General features: G+C 59.1%; 17 protein-coding genes. 6 read left to right on the top strand and 11 right to left on the bottom strand.

Annotation, left to right across the window (positions count from 1 at the left end; genetic code table 11):
• Nucleotides 1-72 precede the first annotated feature (72 nt).
• Both FGO67_RS03240 and FGO67_RS03235 read left to right on the top strand, forming a co-directional pair.
• Nucleotides 73-795: a DUF3581 domain-containing protein gene (locus FGO67_RS03240; protein WP_203299278.1), complete on the top strand. Its 723-nt coding sequence runs from the start codon at nucleotides 73-75 to the stop codon at nucleotides 793-795.
• Between the two features lie 65 nt (nucleotides 796-860).
• A complete protein-coding gene (locus FGO67_RS03235; RefSeq protein WP_203299277.1) occupies nucleotides 861-1,337 on the top strand; it encodes a peroxiredoxin in 477 nt (158 codons plus the stop codon).
• A 128-nt stretch (nucleotides 1,338-1,465) separates the two neighbouring features.
• On the opposite strand, the gene ahpC is transcribed toward FGO67_RS03235, so the two are convergent.
• Nucleotides 1,466-2,029, bottom strand: a complete 564-nt coding sequence (ahpC, locus tag FGO67_RS03230; RefSeq protein WP_203299276.1) for an alkyl hydroperoxide reductase subunit C — start codon at nucleotides 2,027-2,029, stop codon at nucleotides 1,466-1,468.
• Nucleotides 2,030-2,303: 274 nt separating this feature from the next.
• Between ahpC and FGO67_RS03225 the strand changes: the two genes are divergently transcribed.
• Nucleotides 2,304-4,406, top strand: coding sequence for a PQQ-dependent sugar dehydrogenase (locus tag FGO67_RS03225; RefSeq protein ID WP_203299275.1), 2,103 nt, complete (start codon nucleotides 2,304-2,306; stop codon nucleotides 4,404-4,406).
• A 97-nt stretch (nucleotides 4,407-4,503) separates the two neighbouring features.
• Here FGO67_RS03225 and FGO67_RS03220 read toward each other — a convergent pair whose 3' ends face one another.
• The 5 genes from FGO67_RS03220 to FGO67_RS03200 all read right to left on the bottom strand — a co-directional run bounded on the left by FGO67_RS03220 (nucleotide 4,504) and on the right by FGO67_RS03200 (nucleotide 10,293).
• Nucleotides 4,504-5,721 carry a BCCT family transporter gene (locus FGO67_RS03220; RefSeq protein WP_203299274.1) on the bottom strand — a complete coding sequence of 406 codons (1,218 nt, stop codon included), beginning with the start codon at nucleotides 5,719-5,721 and terminating at the stop codon, nucleotides 4,504-4,506.
• A gap of 237 nt (nucleotides 5,722-5,958) precedes the next feature.
• Nucleotides 5,959-7,644 carry a choline dehydrogenase gene (gene betA / locus FGO67_RS03215; protein ID WP_203299273.1) on the bottom strand — a complete coding sequence of 562 codons (1,686 nt, stop codon included), beginning with the start codon at nucleotides 7,642-7,644 and terminating at the stop codon, nucleotides 5,959-5,961.
• Nucleotides 7,645-7,671: 27 nt separating this feature from the next.
• Nucleotides 7,672-9,141, bottom strand: coding sequence for a betaine-aldehyde dehydrogenase (gene betB, locus FGO67_RS03210; protein WP_203299272.1), 1,470 nt, complete (start codon nucleotides 9,139-9,141; stop codon nucleotides 7,672-7,674).
• Nucleotides 9,134-9,769 (bottom strand): transcriptional regulator BetI, encoded by a 636-nt coding sequence (betI, locus tag FGO67_RS03205; protein WP_203299271.1) that lies wholly within the window; start codon nucleotides 9,767-9,769, stop codon nucleotides 9,134-9,136. Before betI ends, betB begins: the two co-directional genes overlap by 8 nt.
• Before the next feature lie 224 nt (nucleotides 9,770-9,993).
• A complete protein-coding gene (locus tag FGO67_RS03200; RefSeq protein ID WP_203299270.1) occupies nucleotides 9,994-10,293 on the bottom strand; it encodes a hypothetical protein in 300 nt (99 codons plus the stop codon).
• Nucleotides 10,294-10,708: 415 nt separating this feature from the next.
• Between FGO67_RS03200 and FGO67_RS03195 the strand changes: the two genes are divergently transcribed.
• Complete coding sequence (locus FGO67_RS03195) at nucleotides 10,709-10,957, top strand: hypothetical protein (protein ID WP_203299269.1); 249 nt, start codon at nucleotides 10,709-10,711, stop codon at nucleotides 10,955-10,957.
• Between the two features lie 31 nt (nucleotides 10,958-10,988).
• On the opposite strand, the gene FGO67_RS03190 is transcribed toward FGO67_RS03195, so the two are convergent.
• On the bottom strand, nucleotides 10,989-12,485 hold the full coding sequence (locus tag FGO67_RS03190; protein ID WP_203299268.1) for a ShlB/FhaC/HecB family hemolysin secretion/activation protein: 1,497 nt from the start codon (nucleotides 12,483-12,485) through the stop codon (nucleotides 10,989-10,991).
• Between the two features lie 222 nt (nucleotides 12,486-12,707).
• Between FGO67_RS03190 and FGO67_RS03185 the strand changes: the two genes are divergently transcribed.
• The gene (locus FGO67_RS03185; RefSeq protein WP_203299267.1) at nucleotides 12,708-13,769 is read left to right on the top strand and encodes a FecR domain-containing protein; all 1,062 of its coding nucleotides are present in this window, start codon (nucleotides 12,708-12,710) and stop codon (nucleotides 13,767-13,769) included.
• A gap of 73 nt (nucleotides 13,770-13,842) precedes the next feature.
• Nucleotides 13,843-16,611, top strand: a complete 2,769-nt coding sequence (locus FGO67_RS03180; protein ID WP_203299266.1) for an EAL domain-containing protein — start codon at nucleotides 13,843-13,845, stop codon at nucleotides 16,609-16,611.
• On the opposite strand, the gene FGO67_RS03175 is transcribed toward FGO67_RS03180, so the two are convergent.
• The 4 genes from FGO67_RS03175 to FGO67_RS03160 all read right to left on the bottom strand — a co-directional run bounded on the left by FGO67_RS03175 (nucleotide 16,593) and on the right by FGO67_RS03160 (nucleotide 19,318).
• On the bottom strand, nucleotides 16,593-16,805 hold the full coding sequence (locus tag FGO67_RS03175; RefSeq protein WP_203299265.1) for an acetyltransferase: 213 nt from the start codon (nucleotides 16,803-16,805) through the stop codon (nucleotides 16,593-16,595). The two genes, FGO67_RS03180 and FGO67_RS03175, sit on opposite strands and share 19 nt — an antisense overlap.
• Before the next feature lie 36 nt (nucleotides 16,806-16,841).
• Entirely contained in the window at nucleotides 16,842-17,951 is a 1,110-nt protein-coding gene (locus FGO67_RS03170; RefSeq protein ID WP_203299264.1) for a histone deacetylase family protein, read from the bottom strand.
• 120 nt (nucleotides 17,952-18,071) lie between these two features.
• Nucleotides 18,072-18,800, bottom strand: coding sequence for an anti-sigma factor (locus FGO67_RS03165; protein WP_203299263.1), 729 nt, complete (start codon nucleotides 18,798-18,800; stop codon nucleotides 18,072-18,074).
• On the bottom strand, nucleotides 18,797-19,318 hold the full coding sequence (locus FGO67_RS03160; protein WP_203299262.1) for an RNA polymerase sigma factor: 522 nt from the start codon (nucleotides 19,316-19,318) through the stop codon (nucleotides 18,797-18,799). The genes FGO67_RS03165 and FGO67_RS03160 overlap by 4 nt, the downstream gene beginning before the upstream one ends.
• Between the last annotated feature and the right edge of the window lie 12 nt (nucleotides 19,319-19,330).

The raw sequence follows: 19,330 nt of genomic DNA, 5'->3' as shown, positions 1-19,330 counted from the left end.
ACTCAACTATCATTACAGGTAGACAGCGGGCTCCTTTGACACATCCCACTCCGCGAACAGAATAGGCAGCACATGTTTCTAGACCGTTTTCATTCGATACAGCAAGGACGTATCCACATTACCGCGCTTCAGGCCAGCCGTTTTGCCAAGGAGATTGCCGGTGATTTCAATCCCATTCATGACCCCGACGCACGCCGGTTCTGCGTGCCCGGTGACCTGCTGTTTGCGGTGGTGGTTTCGCATTTCGGTCTCTCTGCCAACATGACCTTCCAGTTCAAGAGCCTGCTGGGCGACGGTGTGGCGCTGGAATTCCGGGAACCGGAGGAAGGCCGCATCGAGCTGTGCGACGCCAACGGTAAGGTGTATCTGGAGGTCACTCGCAGCGGCCCGACCACCCGCGATGAAACCACGATCGAGAACTTCACCCGCTGCTACGTCTCAGCTTCCGGCAAGAATTTCCCGCATACCCTGCAGCCACTGATGGAATCGAACGGGGTCATGTTCAACCCTGATCGTCCCATGGTGATGTACGAAAGCATGAGCCTGGCGCTGGATCGCCTGGATGCCAGCGACCCGGAACTGGAACTGCACGAAGCCCAACTGGCTGCCAACGGCAAGCGTGGCAATGTCACCCTGGAGTACCGGCTGCTGTCCGATCACCAACCAGTCGGCCAGGTTGCCAAACGCCTGGTACTGGGCGGCTTGCGGCCCTACTGCCCGGACGCCATGGCCGGCGTACTGGAAGAGTTTTATCGGCTCAAGGCCCGGGGCGTGGATTACGGCAGCAACCTGTAATCCATACCACTGCTGCGAGTAATGAGAGTGAACCATTCAATAATATCCCCCAGCGGAGTAGGTACATGACGATTCAGGTAGGCGAGCTGTTACCCAACATTGAACTGCAGGTGATGGGCAGCAACGGCCCGGAGAAAGTACAGACCGGCGACCTGTTTGCCGGCAAGAAAGTGGTGCTGTTCGCGGTGCCCGGAGCCTTTACCCCAACCTGCTCCGCCGCGCACCTACCCGGCTTCGTAGTCGATGCCGATAAACTGAAGGCCAAGGGCGTCGACAGCATTATCTGCACCTCGGTCAACGACACCTTCGTGATGGATGCCTGGGGCAAGGCCCATAACGCCGAGCAGATCATCATGCTCGCCGATGGTCTGGCTGAGTTCGCCAAGGCCGTTGGTCTGACCCAGGATCGAACCGCCAGCCAGATGGGCATTCGCAGCCAACGCTACGCCATGATCGTGAACGATGGCGTGGTTGAAGTGCTGAACATCGATGAAAAGGGCCTGGAAACCACCAGCTCGGAAGCCATTCTGGCCGCACTGTAACGCTGCCTCCGGCTTTTCCGTCGGCATTTCCTTCCTTTCAGATGCAAAAAACCCCGGCAGAACCGGGGTTTTTCAATCGTGGGCCTGCAACGCAGGCCCTGATCTATGGTTTCACCTGAGTGGGAAACTTAGATCTTGCCGACCAGGTCCAGTGACGGAGTCAGCGTCTCTTCGCCTTCTTTCCACTTCGCAGGGCAAACTTCACCCGGGTGGTTACGCACGTACTGGGCGGCCTTCACTTTACGCATCAGGTCGTCAGCGTCACGGCCGATGCCTTCAGCAGTGATTTCCATCGCCTGGATGACGCCATCCGGATCGATCAGGAAAGTGGCACGGTCGGCCAGGCCCTGACCTTCGCGCATTACGCCGAAGTTGTTGGTGATGGAACCGTTCTGGTCGCCAACCATGTAGTAGTTGATCTTGCCGATGGTGTCGGAGCTGCTGTGCCACGCTTTGTGGGTGAAGTGGGTGTCAGTAGACACGGAGAACACTTCAACGCCCAGCTTCTGCAGTTCTTCGTACTTGTCGGCAACGTCGCCCAGCTCGGTCGGGCATACGAAGGTGAAGTCGGCTGGGTAGAAGAAGAAGATCGCCCACTTGCCCTTCACGTCGGCTTCGCTGATCTCGACAAACTCGCCCTGTTTAAAGGCAGTTGCGTTAAACGGCTTAATTTCGCTGTTGATAATGCCCATTAAAGAACACTCCTCATTAGTGGATTCAAGGATCTATTGGATAACGGCGCCCAGAGTACGAGACGAGGGCACCAGGATAAAATTGATAATTCCCAACCCAAAGATAGGCATTGCCTATTTTCAGTGGAGGAACAACAGAGCCTCCGGACAACAAGCGGCCAAGCCGGGAATTCAGGCGGCTGCCACCCTGTTTATGGAGACGGAAATACTAACTTCAACATGTGACGGAATAACGATGGGCTAAACTTAACACTCTGCCGGGAGGAACCGGGCTATGCGACCAGGCCTTCTACTACTCCTCTGCCTGACACTCACCGCCTGCGGCGGTTCAGGCGGTAGCTCTGATAATACCGTTGTTGGCCTGCGGGAGCGGCCCAGCAATAGCACCTGCCTGGCCTTTGAGGGCTCAGGCGAGGTACAGCTAACCGCCCTCGCACCGTCCCTGACGTTTACGGCCCCGCTATTGATGCTGCCCCACCCTGACCTTGCCGGTATTTTCTACGTTATTGAGCAGGGTGGCACCGTGTATCGGGTCAATCTCGCCAACGACACCCGCACGGAACTGGTGGACCTGACCGATTTCTATTCCCTCAGCGACTGTTCGGAATGCGGCCTGTTGGGCATGGCGTTCGATCCAGACTTTGCAACCAATGGCTACCTGTACCTGTCATTTACCCAGGGCCCCGGCGTCACCTCCTACGTCGCCCGCTTTGAATCCATCGATGACGGCCTGAGTCTGCGTGGCGACGGAGCCGGCAGCCTGGTCCGGGCCAACCTGATGGAACAGCCGCAACCTTTCAGCAACCACAATGGCGGCCACATCGCCTTCGGCCCGGACGGTCTGCTGTACGTGGGCCTGGGCGATGGCGGTTCCAGCAACGACCCGGGCAACCGGGCCCAGGATCTATCGATAAGGCTGGGCAAGATGCTCCGCTACAACGCCGATGGCAGCCCGGCCAACAACGGTGTCTCAGGCTCTGTGCCTGAGATCTACGCCTACGGCCTGCGCAACCCCTGGCGCTGGAGTTTTGATCGCGACACCGGTGCCCTCTGGGCCGGTGATGTTGGCCAGAGTGCTTTTGAAGAAATCGATATCATTACCCGGGGCGGCAACTACGGCTGGCGCTGCTACGAAGGCTTCGAGCGCACCAGCAACAGTTGCAGTGCGCCAGGCCAGCTCATCGACCCGGTGCACGCCTATGGCCGCTCAGACGGCATCTCCGTCACCGGCGGGTTCGTCTACCGGGGCAGTAACATTCCGGCACTGCAAGGCGACTACCTGTTCTCGGATTATGGCTCGGGCACGCTCTGGGCGCTGGAGCGCCAATCCAATGGCAGTTACCAGCGCCGAACCCTGCTGGAGACTGGCCGCAATGTCGCCTCCTTTGGCCAGGACAACCAGGGCGAGCTGTACCTGGTCACCACTACCGGGCTGTTCCGGATTGATCCGGTAACGGTGGACACCGAGTTGCCGCAACAGCTGTCAGCCACCGGCTGCGTGCAGGCCAACGCGCCCTGGCAACCTGCCGACGGGCTGATCCCCTATCGCCCGATAGAAGCCTTCTGGTCTGACGGCGCCGAGAAAACCCGCTATCTGGCCTTGCCAGACAACACCCGCATCACCATCGACGCCCAGGGCGACTTTCAGTTGCCGCGGGGCTCGGTCCTGGTCAAGCACTTCGCCCTAGACCAGGGGCCGGTTGAAACCCGCCTGTACCTGCACAGGGCCGACGGCAGCTGGTCTGGTTACAGTTACCAATGGAACGACGCCGGCACCGACGCCCAGTTGGTCAGCGGCGGCCAGGACGTGGATGTGGGAGGCCAGCTCTGGCACTACCCCTCGGCCGGCGAATGCAACCAGTGCCACACCACGGCAGCTGGCTCCAGCCTTGGGCTGGAAACCGACCAACTCAACAGCAACCTGACTTATCCACAGACCGGCATCAGTGCCAACCAGCTCGACACCCTGGCCGCCATTGGTGCCTTCGAGGTGCCGCCCACATCGGCCGAGCGCAGCCGGCGCCTGAGCCAAAGCTCCGACACCAGCGCCACACTCGAGGATCGGGCCCGTAGCTACCTGCACAGCAATTGCAGCCATTGCCACCGGCCGGGCGGCACCAGCCAGAGCACCATGGATTTACGGGCCACCACGCCACTGAACGCCACCGGAACCTGCGGTGTGGAGCCTGCCAATGGTGATCTGGGCCGCACCGGCGCTCAGCTGGTGCAGCCCGGAGATGCAGACAACTCGCTGCTGCACCTGAGAATGGTGGTCACAGACAGCAATCGCATGCCTCCTTTCAGTACCCTGCAAGTGGATACCCGGGGCGCCGAGCTGGTGGCGGACTGGATCAACCAGTTGCCCGGCTGTGACTGAAACCGCCCCGAGCTCAGGTAATTCTCGGGCATAAAAAAAGCAGGCCGGTCCCATGGACCGGCCTGCTTTCTTAACATCATGAACAACGCCTGACGGATCAGTTGGCGAGTTCGACCTTCTGGTAGTCCAGTATGTTCTCTTCCGGCGAGCCCTTGATGGCCGCCACTTCGCTGCGTTTTGTCGCCAAGATGTAAGCGAAACAGCCGAAGTACAGGGCGATCACCAGCGCGCCGACCCACTGAATCCGCAGGAAGTCGAGCTGGAACAGCATGGTCAGGCCAATCATCGCCACCAGATTGAACAGCACGTAGTTAAACCGACCCAGGCGCTCGGCCGTCAGGTTCAGGTTATCGGTGTACAGCCGGATCAGGGAATCCAGCGAGTTCACCACCATCAGCACACCCACGGTGATCATGGCGAGATTGGTAATCGCCGCCACCTGCAGGCCTTCGTCATGGTAATGGAACAGCACCGAGAACCACACGCCGATGGCGATGGACGGCACCACCAGCATGGCAATCAGCAACTGCCAGGTCTTGATGCCACTGACAAAGCGAGCGGTGAACTGGCCAATCATGATGCTCCAGGCGAACCACCAGAACAGGTAGAACTCGTGGTAATCGTTGATCGGCAGCACGAACTGGTGAATGTTGGTGAAGTACTCACCCAACAGGCCAACGGTGCCGAAAAAGTCGCCCGGAGAACCATCACCGAGGGCAAACGCCCGCACCCACATCCCGGCGATCAGGGCAATAAACAGCACACTGGAACTCAGGCTCAGGATCCGGACGTATTTGATCTTCGAGCTGGAGTATACCGCCAGCCCGATCGAGGCAAACACGATGGCGTAGAACGTGGGCACCACCGATTCGCCGTCGCCGATCTGCGGCAGGTACCAGGGCAGGTTCACCAGCAGCAGGTAGGCGGTAAAGGCACAGGTGCCGATAATCACTACGTTGTTGACCACTTTCACCACTGGGATCTCAAAGAACTTCACCCGCGGCTCGATGATCGCGAAGTAGAAGCAGGTCAGGAAATAGAAGCCCCAGATCAGGAAGGCCCAAAAACCAAATTCAATAGCCAGCGGATTGGCAAAGCCGTATTCCGGGTTCTCCGAAACGTTGCCGTAGCCGCCGAACTCGGTCAGCGGGAACATGATCAGGCCCACATCCAGACCGGAGGTGAACAGGATCGCAATGAAGGTAAGCGTGCGAACCGGCGTCACACCGATGCACTGCACATCCCACCACTTGTACAGAATCAGCGCGATGGCTGCGAAGGTAAAGATTAGACCGGTTGATAACCAGAGTGTCATAACGGCCTCCGTTTTCGGTTGTTGTTAATTGTGAACAGCATGGGTGTTCCTCCTCTACTTTGAAGCTGTTGCTCATTCGAATCGGACACAAACCCCCGCGTTACTTTTGACGGGCCAGGACTTGCCTATCTGGCGCCCAGAAAACGACTGGCACAGTCGTCGCGCTGATAGGGAAATCCTGATGGTTTGCAAAACCCCGGAGGCATTGCACCTCCGGGTGGGAGCGCGCGGGCCGCGCTAGCTTAAAGCCCGCTTTGCGGCTCCCGGGCGCTGCCGGTCCTGCCACTGGTCATCCATAACGACAGGCGCGTCAGACGGTTGCAGGGGCTCCCTGCCCCGAATCAGATCGGCTGCCCGCTCGGCCACCATGATGGTGGGGCCGTTCAGGTTGCCGTTGGGTATGGTCGGGAAGATGGACGAATCCACCACCCGCAGATTCTTGATGCCGCGTACCCGGGTGTCCGGATCGACCACCGCACGCTCGTCCGTGCCCATCTTGCAGGTGCAAGAAGGGTGATAGGCGCTCTCCACCGCCTGACGGACAAAGGCATCGATTTCTTCGTCGCTCTGTACCTCGGCACCGGGCTGAATCTCCGGGCCGCGATATTCGTCCATGGCCGGCTGGTTGATGATCTCACGGGTCAGACGCACGCAATCCCGGAAGCCTTCCCGGTCGGCCTCGTGTTCCAGGTAATTGAACCGGATACGCGGGGCCTGCTTCGGATCCGCCGACTGCACGTGCACAAAACCACGGCTCTTCGGCTTGTTGTGGCCGATGTGCAGCTGGAAGCCATCCCCGGAAAACGCTTCCTTGCCGTCGTAGCGCATGGCTGCCGGCAGGAAATGGTATTGCAGGTCCGGCCACTCCACGCCGGCCTTAGAGCGAATAAAGCCACAGGACTCGAAGTGGTTGGTGGCGCCCAGACCGTCTTTCTTCAGGATCCAGCGCAGGCCAATTTTCAGCTTGTTCCACCAGTCCAGCTTGCCATTAAGCGACACGGGCTTGTTGCAGCGGAACTGGAAGTAGAATTCCAGATGGTCCTGCAGGTTCTCACCCACGCCCGGCAGTTCGTGTTTGACCTCAATCCCGGCCTGCTCCAGCACCTCGCGCTGGCCAATGCCGGACAGCTGCAGCAGGTGGGGCGAGCCGATGGAGCCGGCAGACAGAATCACTTCCTCCACCGCTTTCGCCTCATGCACCTTACCGCCCTGTTCGTAGCGCACGCCGGTGGCAGTTTTGCCGTCGAGCAGCACCTGGTGCACCAGAGCGTGGGTGACCACGGTCAGGTTCGGGCGCTCCATGGCCGGACGCAGATAGGCGTTGGCGGTCGACCAGCGACGGCCGTTTTTCACCGTCATGTGCATGGCCCCGAAACCTTCCTGCTGGGCGCCGTTGTAATCCTTGGTCGGGAAATAACCGGCATCGACACCGGCATCCACAAACGCCTGATACAGCGGATTCTGCATATTGTTGCCGTTATTGACCCCGAGCGGACCCGTGCCGCCACGGTAGTCGTCGGCACCAAAGGCCCAGGTTTCGGCTTTCTTGAAGTAAGGCAGCACCTGCCGGTAGTTCCAACCCTCAGCGCCTTCCGACTCCCACTCGTCGAAGTCGCGGGCGTGACCGCGGACATAGACCATGCCGTTGATCGAGGACGATCCACCCAGCACCTTGCCCCGGGGGCAGTGCATGCGGCGGTTATCCAGAAACGGCTCAGGCTCAGTCTCGAACTGCCAGGCGAACTTCTTGGTGTTCATCGGAATCGACAACGCGGTCGGCATCTGGATAAAGATGCTCTTGTCGCTGCCGCCGGTTTCAAGCAGCAGCACCTTGTGCCGGGCGTCCTCGGTGAGTCGGTTCGCCAGTACGCAACCGGCCGAACCGGCCCCCACAATGATGTAGTCGTATCGGTTTTCTGTCATGCAATAGCTCCCGGTTGAGTCACTGGCTTAGAACGGCGCGTCCAGGTCTTTCATGCCCACGTACACCGACTTGATCTGGGTGTAGTGGTCAAGAGTGACCTTGCCGTTCTCACGGCCAATGCCGGAGAGTTTGTAGCCGCCGACCGGCATTTCCGCCGGGGACTCGCCGTAGCTGTTGATCCAGCAGATACCGGCCTGGATCTGGTGAATCACCCGGTGGGCACGGCGGATATCACTGGTAAACACGCCAGCTGCCAGACCGGTGTCGGTACCGTTGGCGCGGGCGATCACCTCGTCCTCGTCGGAGAAGGTCAGAACCGACATCACCGGGCCGAAGATTTCTTCCCGCACGATGGTCATGTCGTCGGTGCAGTCGGTGAAAATGGTGGGCTCAACAAAGTAGCCACCCTTGGAATCGTCCGGTGCAAAAGCACGGCCGCCGTGGGTCAGGGTGGCGCCCTCGGACAAGCCCTTGGCGATGTAGTCCAGCACCAGGTCCCGATGTTTTTCGGAGATCAGGGCACCAAAGTTGGTGTCCGGATTCATCGGGTCACCCGGCTTGATGTTCTTGCGGGTGCGCTCCAGCAGACGATCCATGAACCGCTCATAGACATTCTCGTGGACAAACACCCGGGTGCCGTTGGTGCAGATTTCACCCTGGGTGTAGAAGTTGCCCACCATGGCGGCGGAGATGGCGTTCTCGAGATCGGCGTCGTCAAAGATAATCAGCGGCGACTTGCCGCCCAGCTCCATGGTAACGTCCTTTAAGGTGGAGGACGCCGCTTCCATGACCTTCTTGCCGGTGCCCACTTCGCCCGTGAACGAAACCTTGGCGATGGCCGGATCGTGGGTCAGCCAGGCGCCCACCTCGGCTGCGCCCTGCACCACGTTGAACACGCCCGCCGGTACGCCCGCTTCAATGTAGATTTCCGCCAGCTTGATCGCACCCATCGGCGTCTCTTCCGACGGCTTGAAAATCATCGCGTTACCACAGGCCAGGGCCGGTGCCGATTTCCAGCAGGCAATCTGGATCGGGTAGTTCCAGGCGCCAATACCCGCGCAGATGCCCAGCGGCTCCCGGCGGGTGTAGTAGAAATCACCGCCCAGATCCTGCTGGTTGCCTTCAATGGAGGGCGCCAGGCCGGCAAAAAACTCAATAGCGTCGGTACCGGTGACCACGTCCACGGCTTCTGCTTCCTGCCAGGGCTTGCCGGTGTCCCGCACTTCACAGGCCGCCAGTTCGTCATTGCGCTCGCGCAACAGCGCCACCGCCTTGAGCAGGATGCGGCTGCGTTCCATAGCGGTCATTGCCGACCACTCGGCAAAACCGGCCCGGGCACTCTCAATGGCCGCCTGCTGCACGGACTCATCGGCCACCTCTACTTCGTAGATGACCTCACCAGTGGCCGGGTTAACCACCGGGAAGGTTTCACCGCTGCTGTTGGCGAGAAAACGTCCGTGGACAAAATTCTGAAAACGGGGGACCGAGTTAGCCATAAGACTTAAAACCTCCAGGTGCAGGTGTTGAATTCATTGTGTTGGCTTGCGATAGGGCGTCCTGAACAAAACGCTTACACAGCTTCTCGCCAGCCCGAAAACTCTCTTCCGGCTCCAGGCTCATCGCACTGCGTAGCCAGAAACCATCAATCAAGGCGGCCGTTTGCCGGGCCGCCGCCGTCGCCGCCTCGGGCGTTAACACCTGAGCAAAGGAATAGCGCAGGTTGCTGTACAGACGGGCGTTGTTAATCTGTTGCAGCCGTTTAAGACCCGGCTCGTGCATGGATCTTGCCCAGAAACTGAGCCAGGTTTTGGCCGCCAGCGCAGAACGCTGAAAATCGGAAAAATTCGACTCGATGATGCAAGCCAGACGCTGCTCCGGCGATCCATCGGTTTTTGCCATCCGCTCACGCAGCTCCTTACCGAGCTGATCCAGTAAATAACGCAGTGCCGCTTCAATCAGGCCCTGCTTACCACCGAAGTAATGGCTGATGATGCCCGAGGACATGCCAGCCCGTTTGCTGATGCTGACGATGGTGGTGTTCTGCAGACCCAGCTCGGCAATCGAATGCATGGTGGCTTCGATCAGCTGTTGCTTGCGGGTGTCTTTCATTCCGACTTTCGGCATGGCGACTTCGCTACTTCCATCCAGTCAATGGTCATCCGTCCGCTCAATTTTTTATTAATTGAACGTTCAATTAAAATAAAGGCTACAGAAAAACCGACGGGGTTTCAAACTGGGCAGGTTCAGAGGCCAGGGTTCCGAGGTAAGGGTTCAGAAACCAAGAGTGAGACGGCCAGTGAAGCGGCTATCTTCGTCGGTAATGGCAGAGTCAGTGGTGAGCGGCTGGCCTAATTCCAGGTAGCCAGACGTCGATATCCGAGCTCGACCATTCGAAGCTGCTCATCCAGCTCCCGATCATATCGTTCGGTGCGGGTAAAATCCCTTGCCTCCAGGCCAGCGAACACTTCTGAATCAGTGCTCTGAGTCCGCGCCAAGGCATACTCCCACTCGCCTTCATATTGTTGAAAGCGATAGACAGTCTCCGAGCCACTGGCCTGATCCTTGAGAAGACCTCGGCCAACGGTTGCCGCCAGGGACAGGCTGTTGTTTTCCGAGACAACAGCCTCAAGGTCAGGGCCCCGCGCCACTGCGAGCTGGACACGAGCGTCAGTTGATAACGCCCTTCACTATCCGGCTCCGGTTTCAGCTCAACTTCAAACACCAAGCCGTGGGACTTTTCGATACGTCGAAGCGAGCTTCTAATGAGCGCTGGTGAAATGGGCGGTAATCAAATGCAAAAAAACGCTCGTGGGTTGAACGCTCGCAGGTTGAAAGGAGTCTGAATGATGGTAGGCACACACACCGGGATAGGCTACTCCCTTAACGCATACGCCTGCCTCTTGGCGACGCTCCTGATCGTGGTATCGGTAACCACGGTGGCTGCGCCTGCTCAAACCCGGTGATATTGCCGGCGTCACTTCAAGCCAATCCGGTATTCGGTCGCTGCAGCAAGCCCCGAATGCGATCAGTCCCGAAGCACAAACCGAGGCCCTGAATCTCGCATTGCCAGCAAGCGATGTGGAAGCCGAGACCCTGCTCGACGAGGCGGTCGCCGGCAATGATGTGGTTGCCGACATAGACAATGAAACTGCTTCGAATCAGGCACCCGGTCGCGGCGACAGCCCGGGCCCTGATCAGGACCTGGGTGGGGACCAGGGCCCGGGTGGTAGTGACGAAGACTTTGATCAGGACGAAGACTTTGATCAGGACGACGACCTTGAGGATGATGACGACCTTGGGATTGACAACTAAGGTGGTGACGACAGTTAGCGCCCGATAAGTTTCAGAAATACAGGGTCAATCGCCCGTTCAACCGGGCCTCGTCGTCCCGATAGCGGGAGCCGACTGTCAGCGGTTTGCCATACTCAACAAGGCCTGCAAAGCCGTCACCTGCGACCCTCAGCCCCAGCCCTGCGGCGGCCGCTGAGTCGCGGTCGCTGGCATCGTTGCGATGAATCACCGCGATGCCGTAATAGACGAATGGCGTCAGTCGGCCCGGAAACCAGCGGAACCCGGAAAATCCGCGCCGGAATTCGAGGTTTCCCCCATAACCACTGTCACCGGAGAATTCACCGGGCTCGTAAGCGCGGGCAAAGCGGCTGCCACCGATGGTAAACCGCTGGGATGACGGCAGTTCATCCGGCGAATACTGGCCTTCCAAATCGACCCGCATAGAAAACCCGGCGGGAAGACCCTGCCAAAGGGTATAGTCCACACGAGCAATATAGAAACTTGGCTCGATCGTATCACCTGCCTGACTGCCTAAACGGCGAGCTCCCCAGTCGTTGAAGCCAAAACGGCTACTCAGATCAGCTCGGTGCGCCTGGCTGGTCCCGGGTACTAACGTCCGCACCCCAATATCCGCCATCCGCAGCTGCTCGTCCAGTTCGCGGACGCCTGCTTGAGTCCGAGTGAAATCACGTAACACCAGGCCGGTATAGAGCTCGGCATCCTGCTTGGCGTCGGGCGTCAGGGCGTAAGCCCATTCCGACTCGCTCTGCCGGAACCGGTAAACCGTATCCGGACTGCCGTTCTCCAGATCGAGGATGGCCCGGCCAACCTTGGTGGCAAAAGACAGGCTGTTGCGGCGACTAACGCCGAGCTCGAGGTTGGCACCGGCGACACGGTAAGCATCGGATTCCAGGGAATGAAGACCGTTAACGCCGAGTTTTCTAACGTTCGATATGGGATTGGCAACGGACAGCTGTGCCAGCACAAGGTGTCTGTCCAGACGACGATCACCCTCGGAGGTGTAGGTCAACGCGCCACCCAGTTTCGGGCGGACCGTCACGGCGACAAGGTACTCAGCATTGCCACCCGGAATCGGTCTGAGCTCAGTATCAAGATCGACATTTTGCAACCTTTCTAGGGCCCGAACCGTGCTATCAATAAGAACGTGGGACATCGGCTGTCGCTGCTCCAGCGGTGCAAGCGAACGTTGCACGGTTCGACTTTGCCGACCGGTGCTGTTGATGACCTCTATGCGACTGATCCTGGGTTCCTGCACGACTACTCGAATGATACTGGGTGAGGAAGCATGAGGCCGAACCGTCACTGCAGGCGCCAAAAAACCGCTATCTACATACAGAGCGCGAGTTCTGGCTACCAAATCGGATGTCGTGGCGGGCGCAAGCGTGCGACCAATAACCGGCTGATAAACCGGCCAGAGCTGGTCCGGATTGAACACGGTAACACCTTGAAAAACGACCGCTCCGATCACGGGTTCGATCTTGGTGGCTGCGGTTACGCCGGTATCAAAAAAGACATGTACAAAAAGCATACAAACGAGAACATATAATCGCACACCAACGCCCATTTGTTGTCTATGTTAGTAACGTAGGCTAGTGCATTTGACACGACTTGTTGTAACAAATTGTGCCAGGACGGACACAATACTCAGCCTCCTCTATGGCTGGGTTTTGAGGGAGCAAACATAATGATGGTTTTCATTCGTAAACTTGTAAAAGTATCGGGTAGAGCGCTCTTATATGTAGCATTTACAATGACTTTTATATCTCAAGCCGCGGCTGAAAACGCCACGGTGGAGGCCGTCACAGGCAACCTTCAGTTCCGATACGACAGCACTGAAAGTTGGCAAAGCGCCGAACCGGGAGCAACATTGACCATTCCCGTGGAATTCCAGACCGGGCCCGGCACGAGCGCTCGTGTTTCCGAGTCTGGCACCTCGTTCGATATCAGCGCCAATAGCCGGCTCGCGCTGGCCGGCGACGGCGAAAAATCTGATGGCATGGTGACACGGGTAAAACAATGGTTAGGCACCGTGTTTTATGATGTCGAACGCCAGCCGGACACATTTAAGGTTCAGACCCCATACCTGGTTGCGACGGTGAAAGGGACTCAGTTCACCATCGTCACCACCGACACTTCTTCCTTTGTCACGTTAAAGGAAGGCAGTCTTGAGGTGGTGGATCTCGACACCGGCGACACCCGTCTGCTGAAACCCGGTGACATTGCCGGAGTGACCACCGAACAGGCCGGGATCGATTCGCTACAGCAGACGCCGGACGCTCTCAGCCCTGCCGAACAGAAACTGGCTCTGGACCTTGCTACTGCCGATACCACCTTCAATCTGGAAGACTATCCCACGGACGCCGTACGTAGCATGCTGGGCAATGATCTCTCGGCCAACATTGCTCTGAACCTGGAGGCCGACTTGGGCGACAGTATCGGGGCAGAGGTCGGTGCCGAGCTCGGCAGTGACATCGGCGTGGATGTCGGAGCCGAAGTGGGTGCGGATGTGGGTGTGGACATCATTGCCGATCTGGGAAGCGAGGTTAGCATCGATGTCGGAGCGGATTTGGGCGATGATCTCGGTCTGGATATCGGTATCGACCTGGGTGATGATCTTGGCGTCGATCTGGTGGCGGATCTCGGCGACGACCTGGGCGCAGACATAGGCGCGGATTTGGGTGGCGACTTGGGCATAGATCTTGGCGCGGATGTCGGTGATGATATCGGCGTCGACATCGGTATTGACCTTGGTGATGGACTGGGCGTCGACCTTGGACTCGGTGGTGATGAAGGAATCGGACTAGGCATCTAGCCTTCCTTAACTCGATGTTCTATTCGGACGATCTATGATCTCAACACCGGCCTCAGAAAGCCCACGGAGGAGTATGCTGGCAGCACTGGTAGCCGGCCTACTGACCCTCTCCCTCTGGGGCTTCGGTACGTTTGAGAATATCGAGAACCAGGCCCGGGATCTTTACGTTGAGTTTCTGACGAAGCCAGTGGCCAGCAACCTGGTTGTGGTCGAAATCGATTCCGCCAGCATTGCCGAGGTCGGCCGTTGGCCCTGGCCCAGAACACTGTACGCCGAAGCCATTGCTGAACTTGACGCCGCGGGCATCAACTCGTTGATGATCGACATTGACCTCAGTGCCCGCTCTTCCATCAGCAATGACGCGGCGCTCGCTCAGGCGCTCAAGTCCTTCTCACGACAAACACCGGTTTACTTACCCGCCTTCGTTCAACGGCAGTCTGCGACCGGCACTGAGTTAATGCTGAGAGAACCGCTGCCTGAACTTGCCGAAGGTGCCAGCATCGTATCAGTCAACATGCACCCGGAAGCCGACGGGCTTGTACGCAAGCTCAGCGCTGGTTTCGTCTGGCAAGGCCGTTTTTTCCCTGGTGCCTGGAACGCGCTGTCACCCACTGAGGATCGTAAAAGCTGGATCGATTTCAGCCTGTCTCCGCAGTCTTTCCAGTACATCAGTTTCATCGATTTGGTTAACGGAGGCATCGATCCCCAGAAATTGAAGGGCAAAGATGTTCTTATTGGTGCCACCGCCATCGAACTCGGGGATACCCTGGCGGTGCCGATTCATCGAAGTCTGCCGGGGGTCGTTATCCACGCCCTGGGTACCGAAACACTGAACCGTGGCGGCTTATACTCACTCAGCCCATCGATTTCCGCTTTGCTGATCGGCTTCATCTGGCTACTGGCTACGCTGCTTTTCCCCAGATTATCGTGGCTGCAGGGTCTGAAATGGCTGACAGTCATAGCAGTCTGCCTGCCGCTGGCTGCCATCATGGTTTACCAAAACCTGAGCTTGATCGTGGATTTCATCGCACCACTGGTGGCGGCAGCCCTGGTGTATGTAACCAGCAACCTCGCCCGGCTGAACGCCGTCACTCTTGAACACCTGTGGTTGCAGATCACCCTGCGCGACAGCGAAACCCTGCACAACCGAATTCTGGCAACTGCCAACGACTGCATCCTATGCGTCAATTCATCCGGCCAGATTACCCGCGCCAACCCGGCCATGCAGAGCCTGACTCAAACTCCGGCAACGGCCCTGGTGCATAATCCGATTCTGCGTTGGTTGCCCGAGATAGAACCTGAACTGACGAACCTGACGGGCAAACCCTTTGATACCGTGCTCCTGGACAGTGAGCAGCGGCCGATTCCGGTCGAGGCCACGATCAGCACCGTTGAGCTATCGAACGATCCTCTTTTCACCGTGGTGCTGCGGGATCTTACTGAACGGGTGGCACGGGAAAAGGAGCTGGAGTACCAGGCCAACCATGACCTGCTAACCGGGCTGCTAAACCGAACCGCCCTATTCCGGCGAATCAACCGTGACCTGAGCCAGGAGTTGCAGGGCACTGTGCTGTTCCTGAACCTCGATTATTTCCATGAAGTGAATGACACCTATGGCCATGACATCGGTGATCAGCTGCTTCAGTCAATTGCCCATCGCCTGGTTCAGGCCCTGGATCATGAACACCCGAAGGGCTGTGTCGCCCGGGTTGGCGGGGATGGCTTTGCACTCTGGCTCCCGGGAGTCACCTTCGCCGAGGGTGGCCAGTCCTTCTGCCGCCATCTGCTCGCTCAGGTAGAAGAGCGACTGCCTTTGGATATGGATGGCGACGCCGATCTCCGGGTGTTCTGTACCATTGGAGCCGCCGAAACCACGAACAAGCTGTCGATCCCTGCGAACGAGTCTGGCCAAGACGATGCCGGTGCCGAAGCCCTGCTTCGGAAAGCCGCCGACGCGCTCAGGCTGGCCAAAGCCGACGGTATCGAAATCCATCGCTACAGCAGTGCCGACAGCCGGGCGGCGGGCCAGCGCCTGAAACTGGTGCCGGCGATACGTGAGAACATCGCCTGCGATGCCTTTAACCTGCTCTACCAGCCCAAAATCGATCTGGCCACCATGCAGCCGTTCGGCTGCGAGGCCCTGCTGCGCTGGCCGAGCGATCGAGGCCCGATGGTACCGGTGATGACACTCATTGAGGTGGCGGAAAACTCACGACAGATCGCGCCGCTGACTCGCTGGGTGGTTCAGGCCCTACTGGCCCAGGAACGAGACTGGCAAGCCCGGGGCCTCCCCCGCCACATAGCGGTCAACATCTCGGCCCGGCTGATACAAGATCGACACTTTATCTCTGAGCTGCAGGAATTGCTGGCCTCGTCCACGGGTTACTTCCAGTTCGAATTCGAGATCACCGAAACCGCACTGATGAGTTCGCGGGACCTGGCCACCGAACTGGCAAGCAGCCTGTCCCAGACCGGCAGCACCCTTGCTATCGATGATTATGGCACCGGCTATTCGTCACTGGCCTACCTGAAAGACCTGAACGCCTCGATTTTGAAGATCGACAAATCCTTCGTGACCAATATCGACGACAGCCGGGATAACCAGACGATCGTGCGCTCAACCATCAAGATGGCCCATGAGCTGGGCATGCAGGTGGTGGCCGAAGGTATCGAAACAGCCGCCGACGAGCGTTTTTTGCAGTCGCTGGGCTGCGACTTTGGCCAGGGTTACCATTACGCCAAGCCACTGCCGGTGGACGAACTGGTGCAATGGCTGGCCGAGTACGAGTCGCGGGGCCAGGAGTCCAGGCAGCTGTCCGATCTTCAGCCCTTTCGACGGTAGTACGGATCGGTCCAGCACCGGGGCAGCACCTCGCCGGATGCAAACGCCAGCGCCGACTTGTCAAAGAACTCAGGATCCTGGGCTTCTTCACCGTAATGCATGCACCCTTTCACGCGACTGACATGGGGATCGAACAGGGCGTGGGTGTCCATGATCTCAATCAGATGACCGGTGGATTTTTCTGCCATGAACATACCGTCCTCCTTGTCGGGTTAAGATAGGCGAGTGCGTCAGCCCTCGGGTGGCTCGTCGGCAAACGCACTGAGGTGAAAGGCCGCCGCCAAATCCACTTCTTCCATGCCGCACACCCTCGGTTGCGGCACAGCGCCTCCGGCAAGCACGTCGAGCACGGACCGCACTCCGTGGGACAACGACTCGGTGTTATAACCGCCCTCCAGAACGAAGGCGAGACGACCGTCGCACAGCCGGTCAGCCAGGGACTGAACAATGCCGGTCATGGCCGCAAAGCCCTCGTAAGAGACGTTCAGGGCCAGATCGTACCAGTGCGCATCAAACCCCGCCGATACCAGAATCAGGTCCGGTTTGAAGTACTCGGCGGCCGGCACCAGGATCTCATTCAAAGCCTTGATATAGGCCACGTCGCCAGAGCCGCCGGGCATCGGAACATTCACTGTGGTGCCCTCACCCAGGCCCGCACCCACCTCATGCAGGCCACCACTGCCCGGGTAAAAGGGCGCTGCCCGGTGAATATCAAAGAACATGACATCGGGATCGGCCCAGAAGATATCCTGGGTGCCGTTGCCATGGTGCGCGTCCCAGTCGAGGATCAGGATCCGCTCACAACCAAGCTCGGCGTGGGCGTGGGCGGCGGCCACGGCCACGTTGTTGAACAGACAGAAGCCGCGGGCGCGCACCGGCTCGGCGTGATGGCCGGGCGGACGAACCAGGGCAAACGCACTTCGGGTGCGGCCCGAAACCACCGCCTCGACCGCGGCAATGGCGGTCCCGGCGGCAACTTCCGCCGCCTCCACGCTGCCCGGTGACACCGCGGTGGTATCAACATCGAGCCAGGCGTGCTTGTTACGCAGGGAAAAGACATCGTCCAGGTAAGAGGTGGTATGCACCCGGCCGAGCTGCTCCCGGGTTGCCACCTGGCCACCGGCAAATTCCACGCCCGCGATCGGTTCCCGATGCAACAGATCAAGAATGGCCTGAATGCGTCCCGGGTGTTCCGGGTACTTCCACTGCACGTTCAGTCCCGACAGGATGGTACGAACCCGCTTGTCCAGCCGGCCGGGCAGGAATGCGGCATTCACATCGGGAGAATGATTGAGAACTCGCTCGTCGTAAAAAACGGTGACTTTGCTTGGGTCTTCCACAGTGCGCTCCGGAATGGTGTGTTGCCGGCGACCGTATCCGGTCTTGCCGACCCTACCGAAAGCATAGTCAAAGAACCGGGCACCGACACCCGATCCGCGGGCCTTCAGGCCCGAGCCTGATTACCGGTGGCGCCAACCTTCAGACAAAAGCTCCTGCTCGCGCGTTGGGTTCATTACTTCACCCTCAATCATCCGGTCCAGCACGGCATCCAGCACCGAGCCACCGCTGGCAGTCTGGTAACGATTGGCGTCCCGCTTCGGAACCTTGACCGTCGCGACCTGGGTCCAGTTCATCCCCGGCTCACCGCTTCGGCAGGCAATATTTTCAGTCGCGCGATCCGGCCCCTGGAGCTGAAACTGGCGGCAGAACTCGCCGGCCGGATTGGCGAAGGTCAGCCGTGGGGTCAGCCGCTCGCCGGTCGCCAGGATTTGGGTTTCGCCACTGGGAAGGACTTCCAGGGCCTGAGCGACCTGGTGCCAGCCCTGCTCTCCACTGACTGGGACATCTTTGCCCAGTTGCGCCAGTCCAAAGCCCAGCACCAGGGCCGCAGCGACGGCCGTTCCGACCCGCTGCTGCACAAAGGCACGGGCCCGACGCCAGCGCGGCAAATCAACAACCTTGGCCGACGCTGCCGGCTCCGGGTCCAGAAGCTCGGTCACCGCCGCTGGCAGAGGCTGCTGGTCAATGGCGGAGTAATGCCCGGCCAGGGTGTGATCGACCGCCGCCAGCGCGGCCAGACGCTCGGCCAGTGCCGGGTCGTTCGCCAGTTGATCGCGAATGACCTGCATCTCAGCCTCGGGCAATTCCGCATCCAGAAAAGCGGACAGTTGTTCGTCAGTCAGGTTCATGTCGGTCTCCTCCCGGACTCCGAGTCCGGGGTTGTCGTATCCTGAGGTGTACTGCCAAGTGCTGCGCTCAGCGCGGCCCGGGCGCGGGCCAGCCGACTCATGACCGTGCCCTTGGGAATATCCAGAGTGTCGGAGACTTCCCGGTACGACATGCCCTGAATGGCCACCAGAGAAATAATCTCGCGCTGGCTGTCGCGCAGCCCGGCCATGGCAGCATTCACCTGGTCCAGCTCGATCTGGCTGGTGGTGGCCCGCTCACCATCCACCACCTGGCCATCGGTGAGTTCCGGTTGCTGCGCAGCCCGATCACGGACCTGCCGGGCCCGACACTCATCGACCCACAGATTCCGGCAGATCCGAAACGCCCAGGGCTCGATGGCAACCCCCGCCGGCGGTGATTGCCGCAATACCCGCTCAAGGGTACCCTGCAACAGATCATCGGCCTCCGGTATCGAGCCGGTCAGGGAGTAGGCGAAGCGTCGAAGCCCCGGGACCAGTTGTCTCAATTCATCTTTCATGGCGCCATGCCT

The organism is Marinobacter sediminum, assembly GCF_016820575.1.
Classification (GTDB): domain Bacteria; phylum Pseudomonadota; class Gammaproteobacteria; order Pseudomonadales; family Oleiphilaceae; genus Marinobacter; species Marinobacter sediminum.
This window is presented reverse-complemented; position numbering and strand designations above follow the sequence as displayed.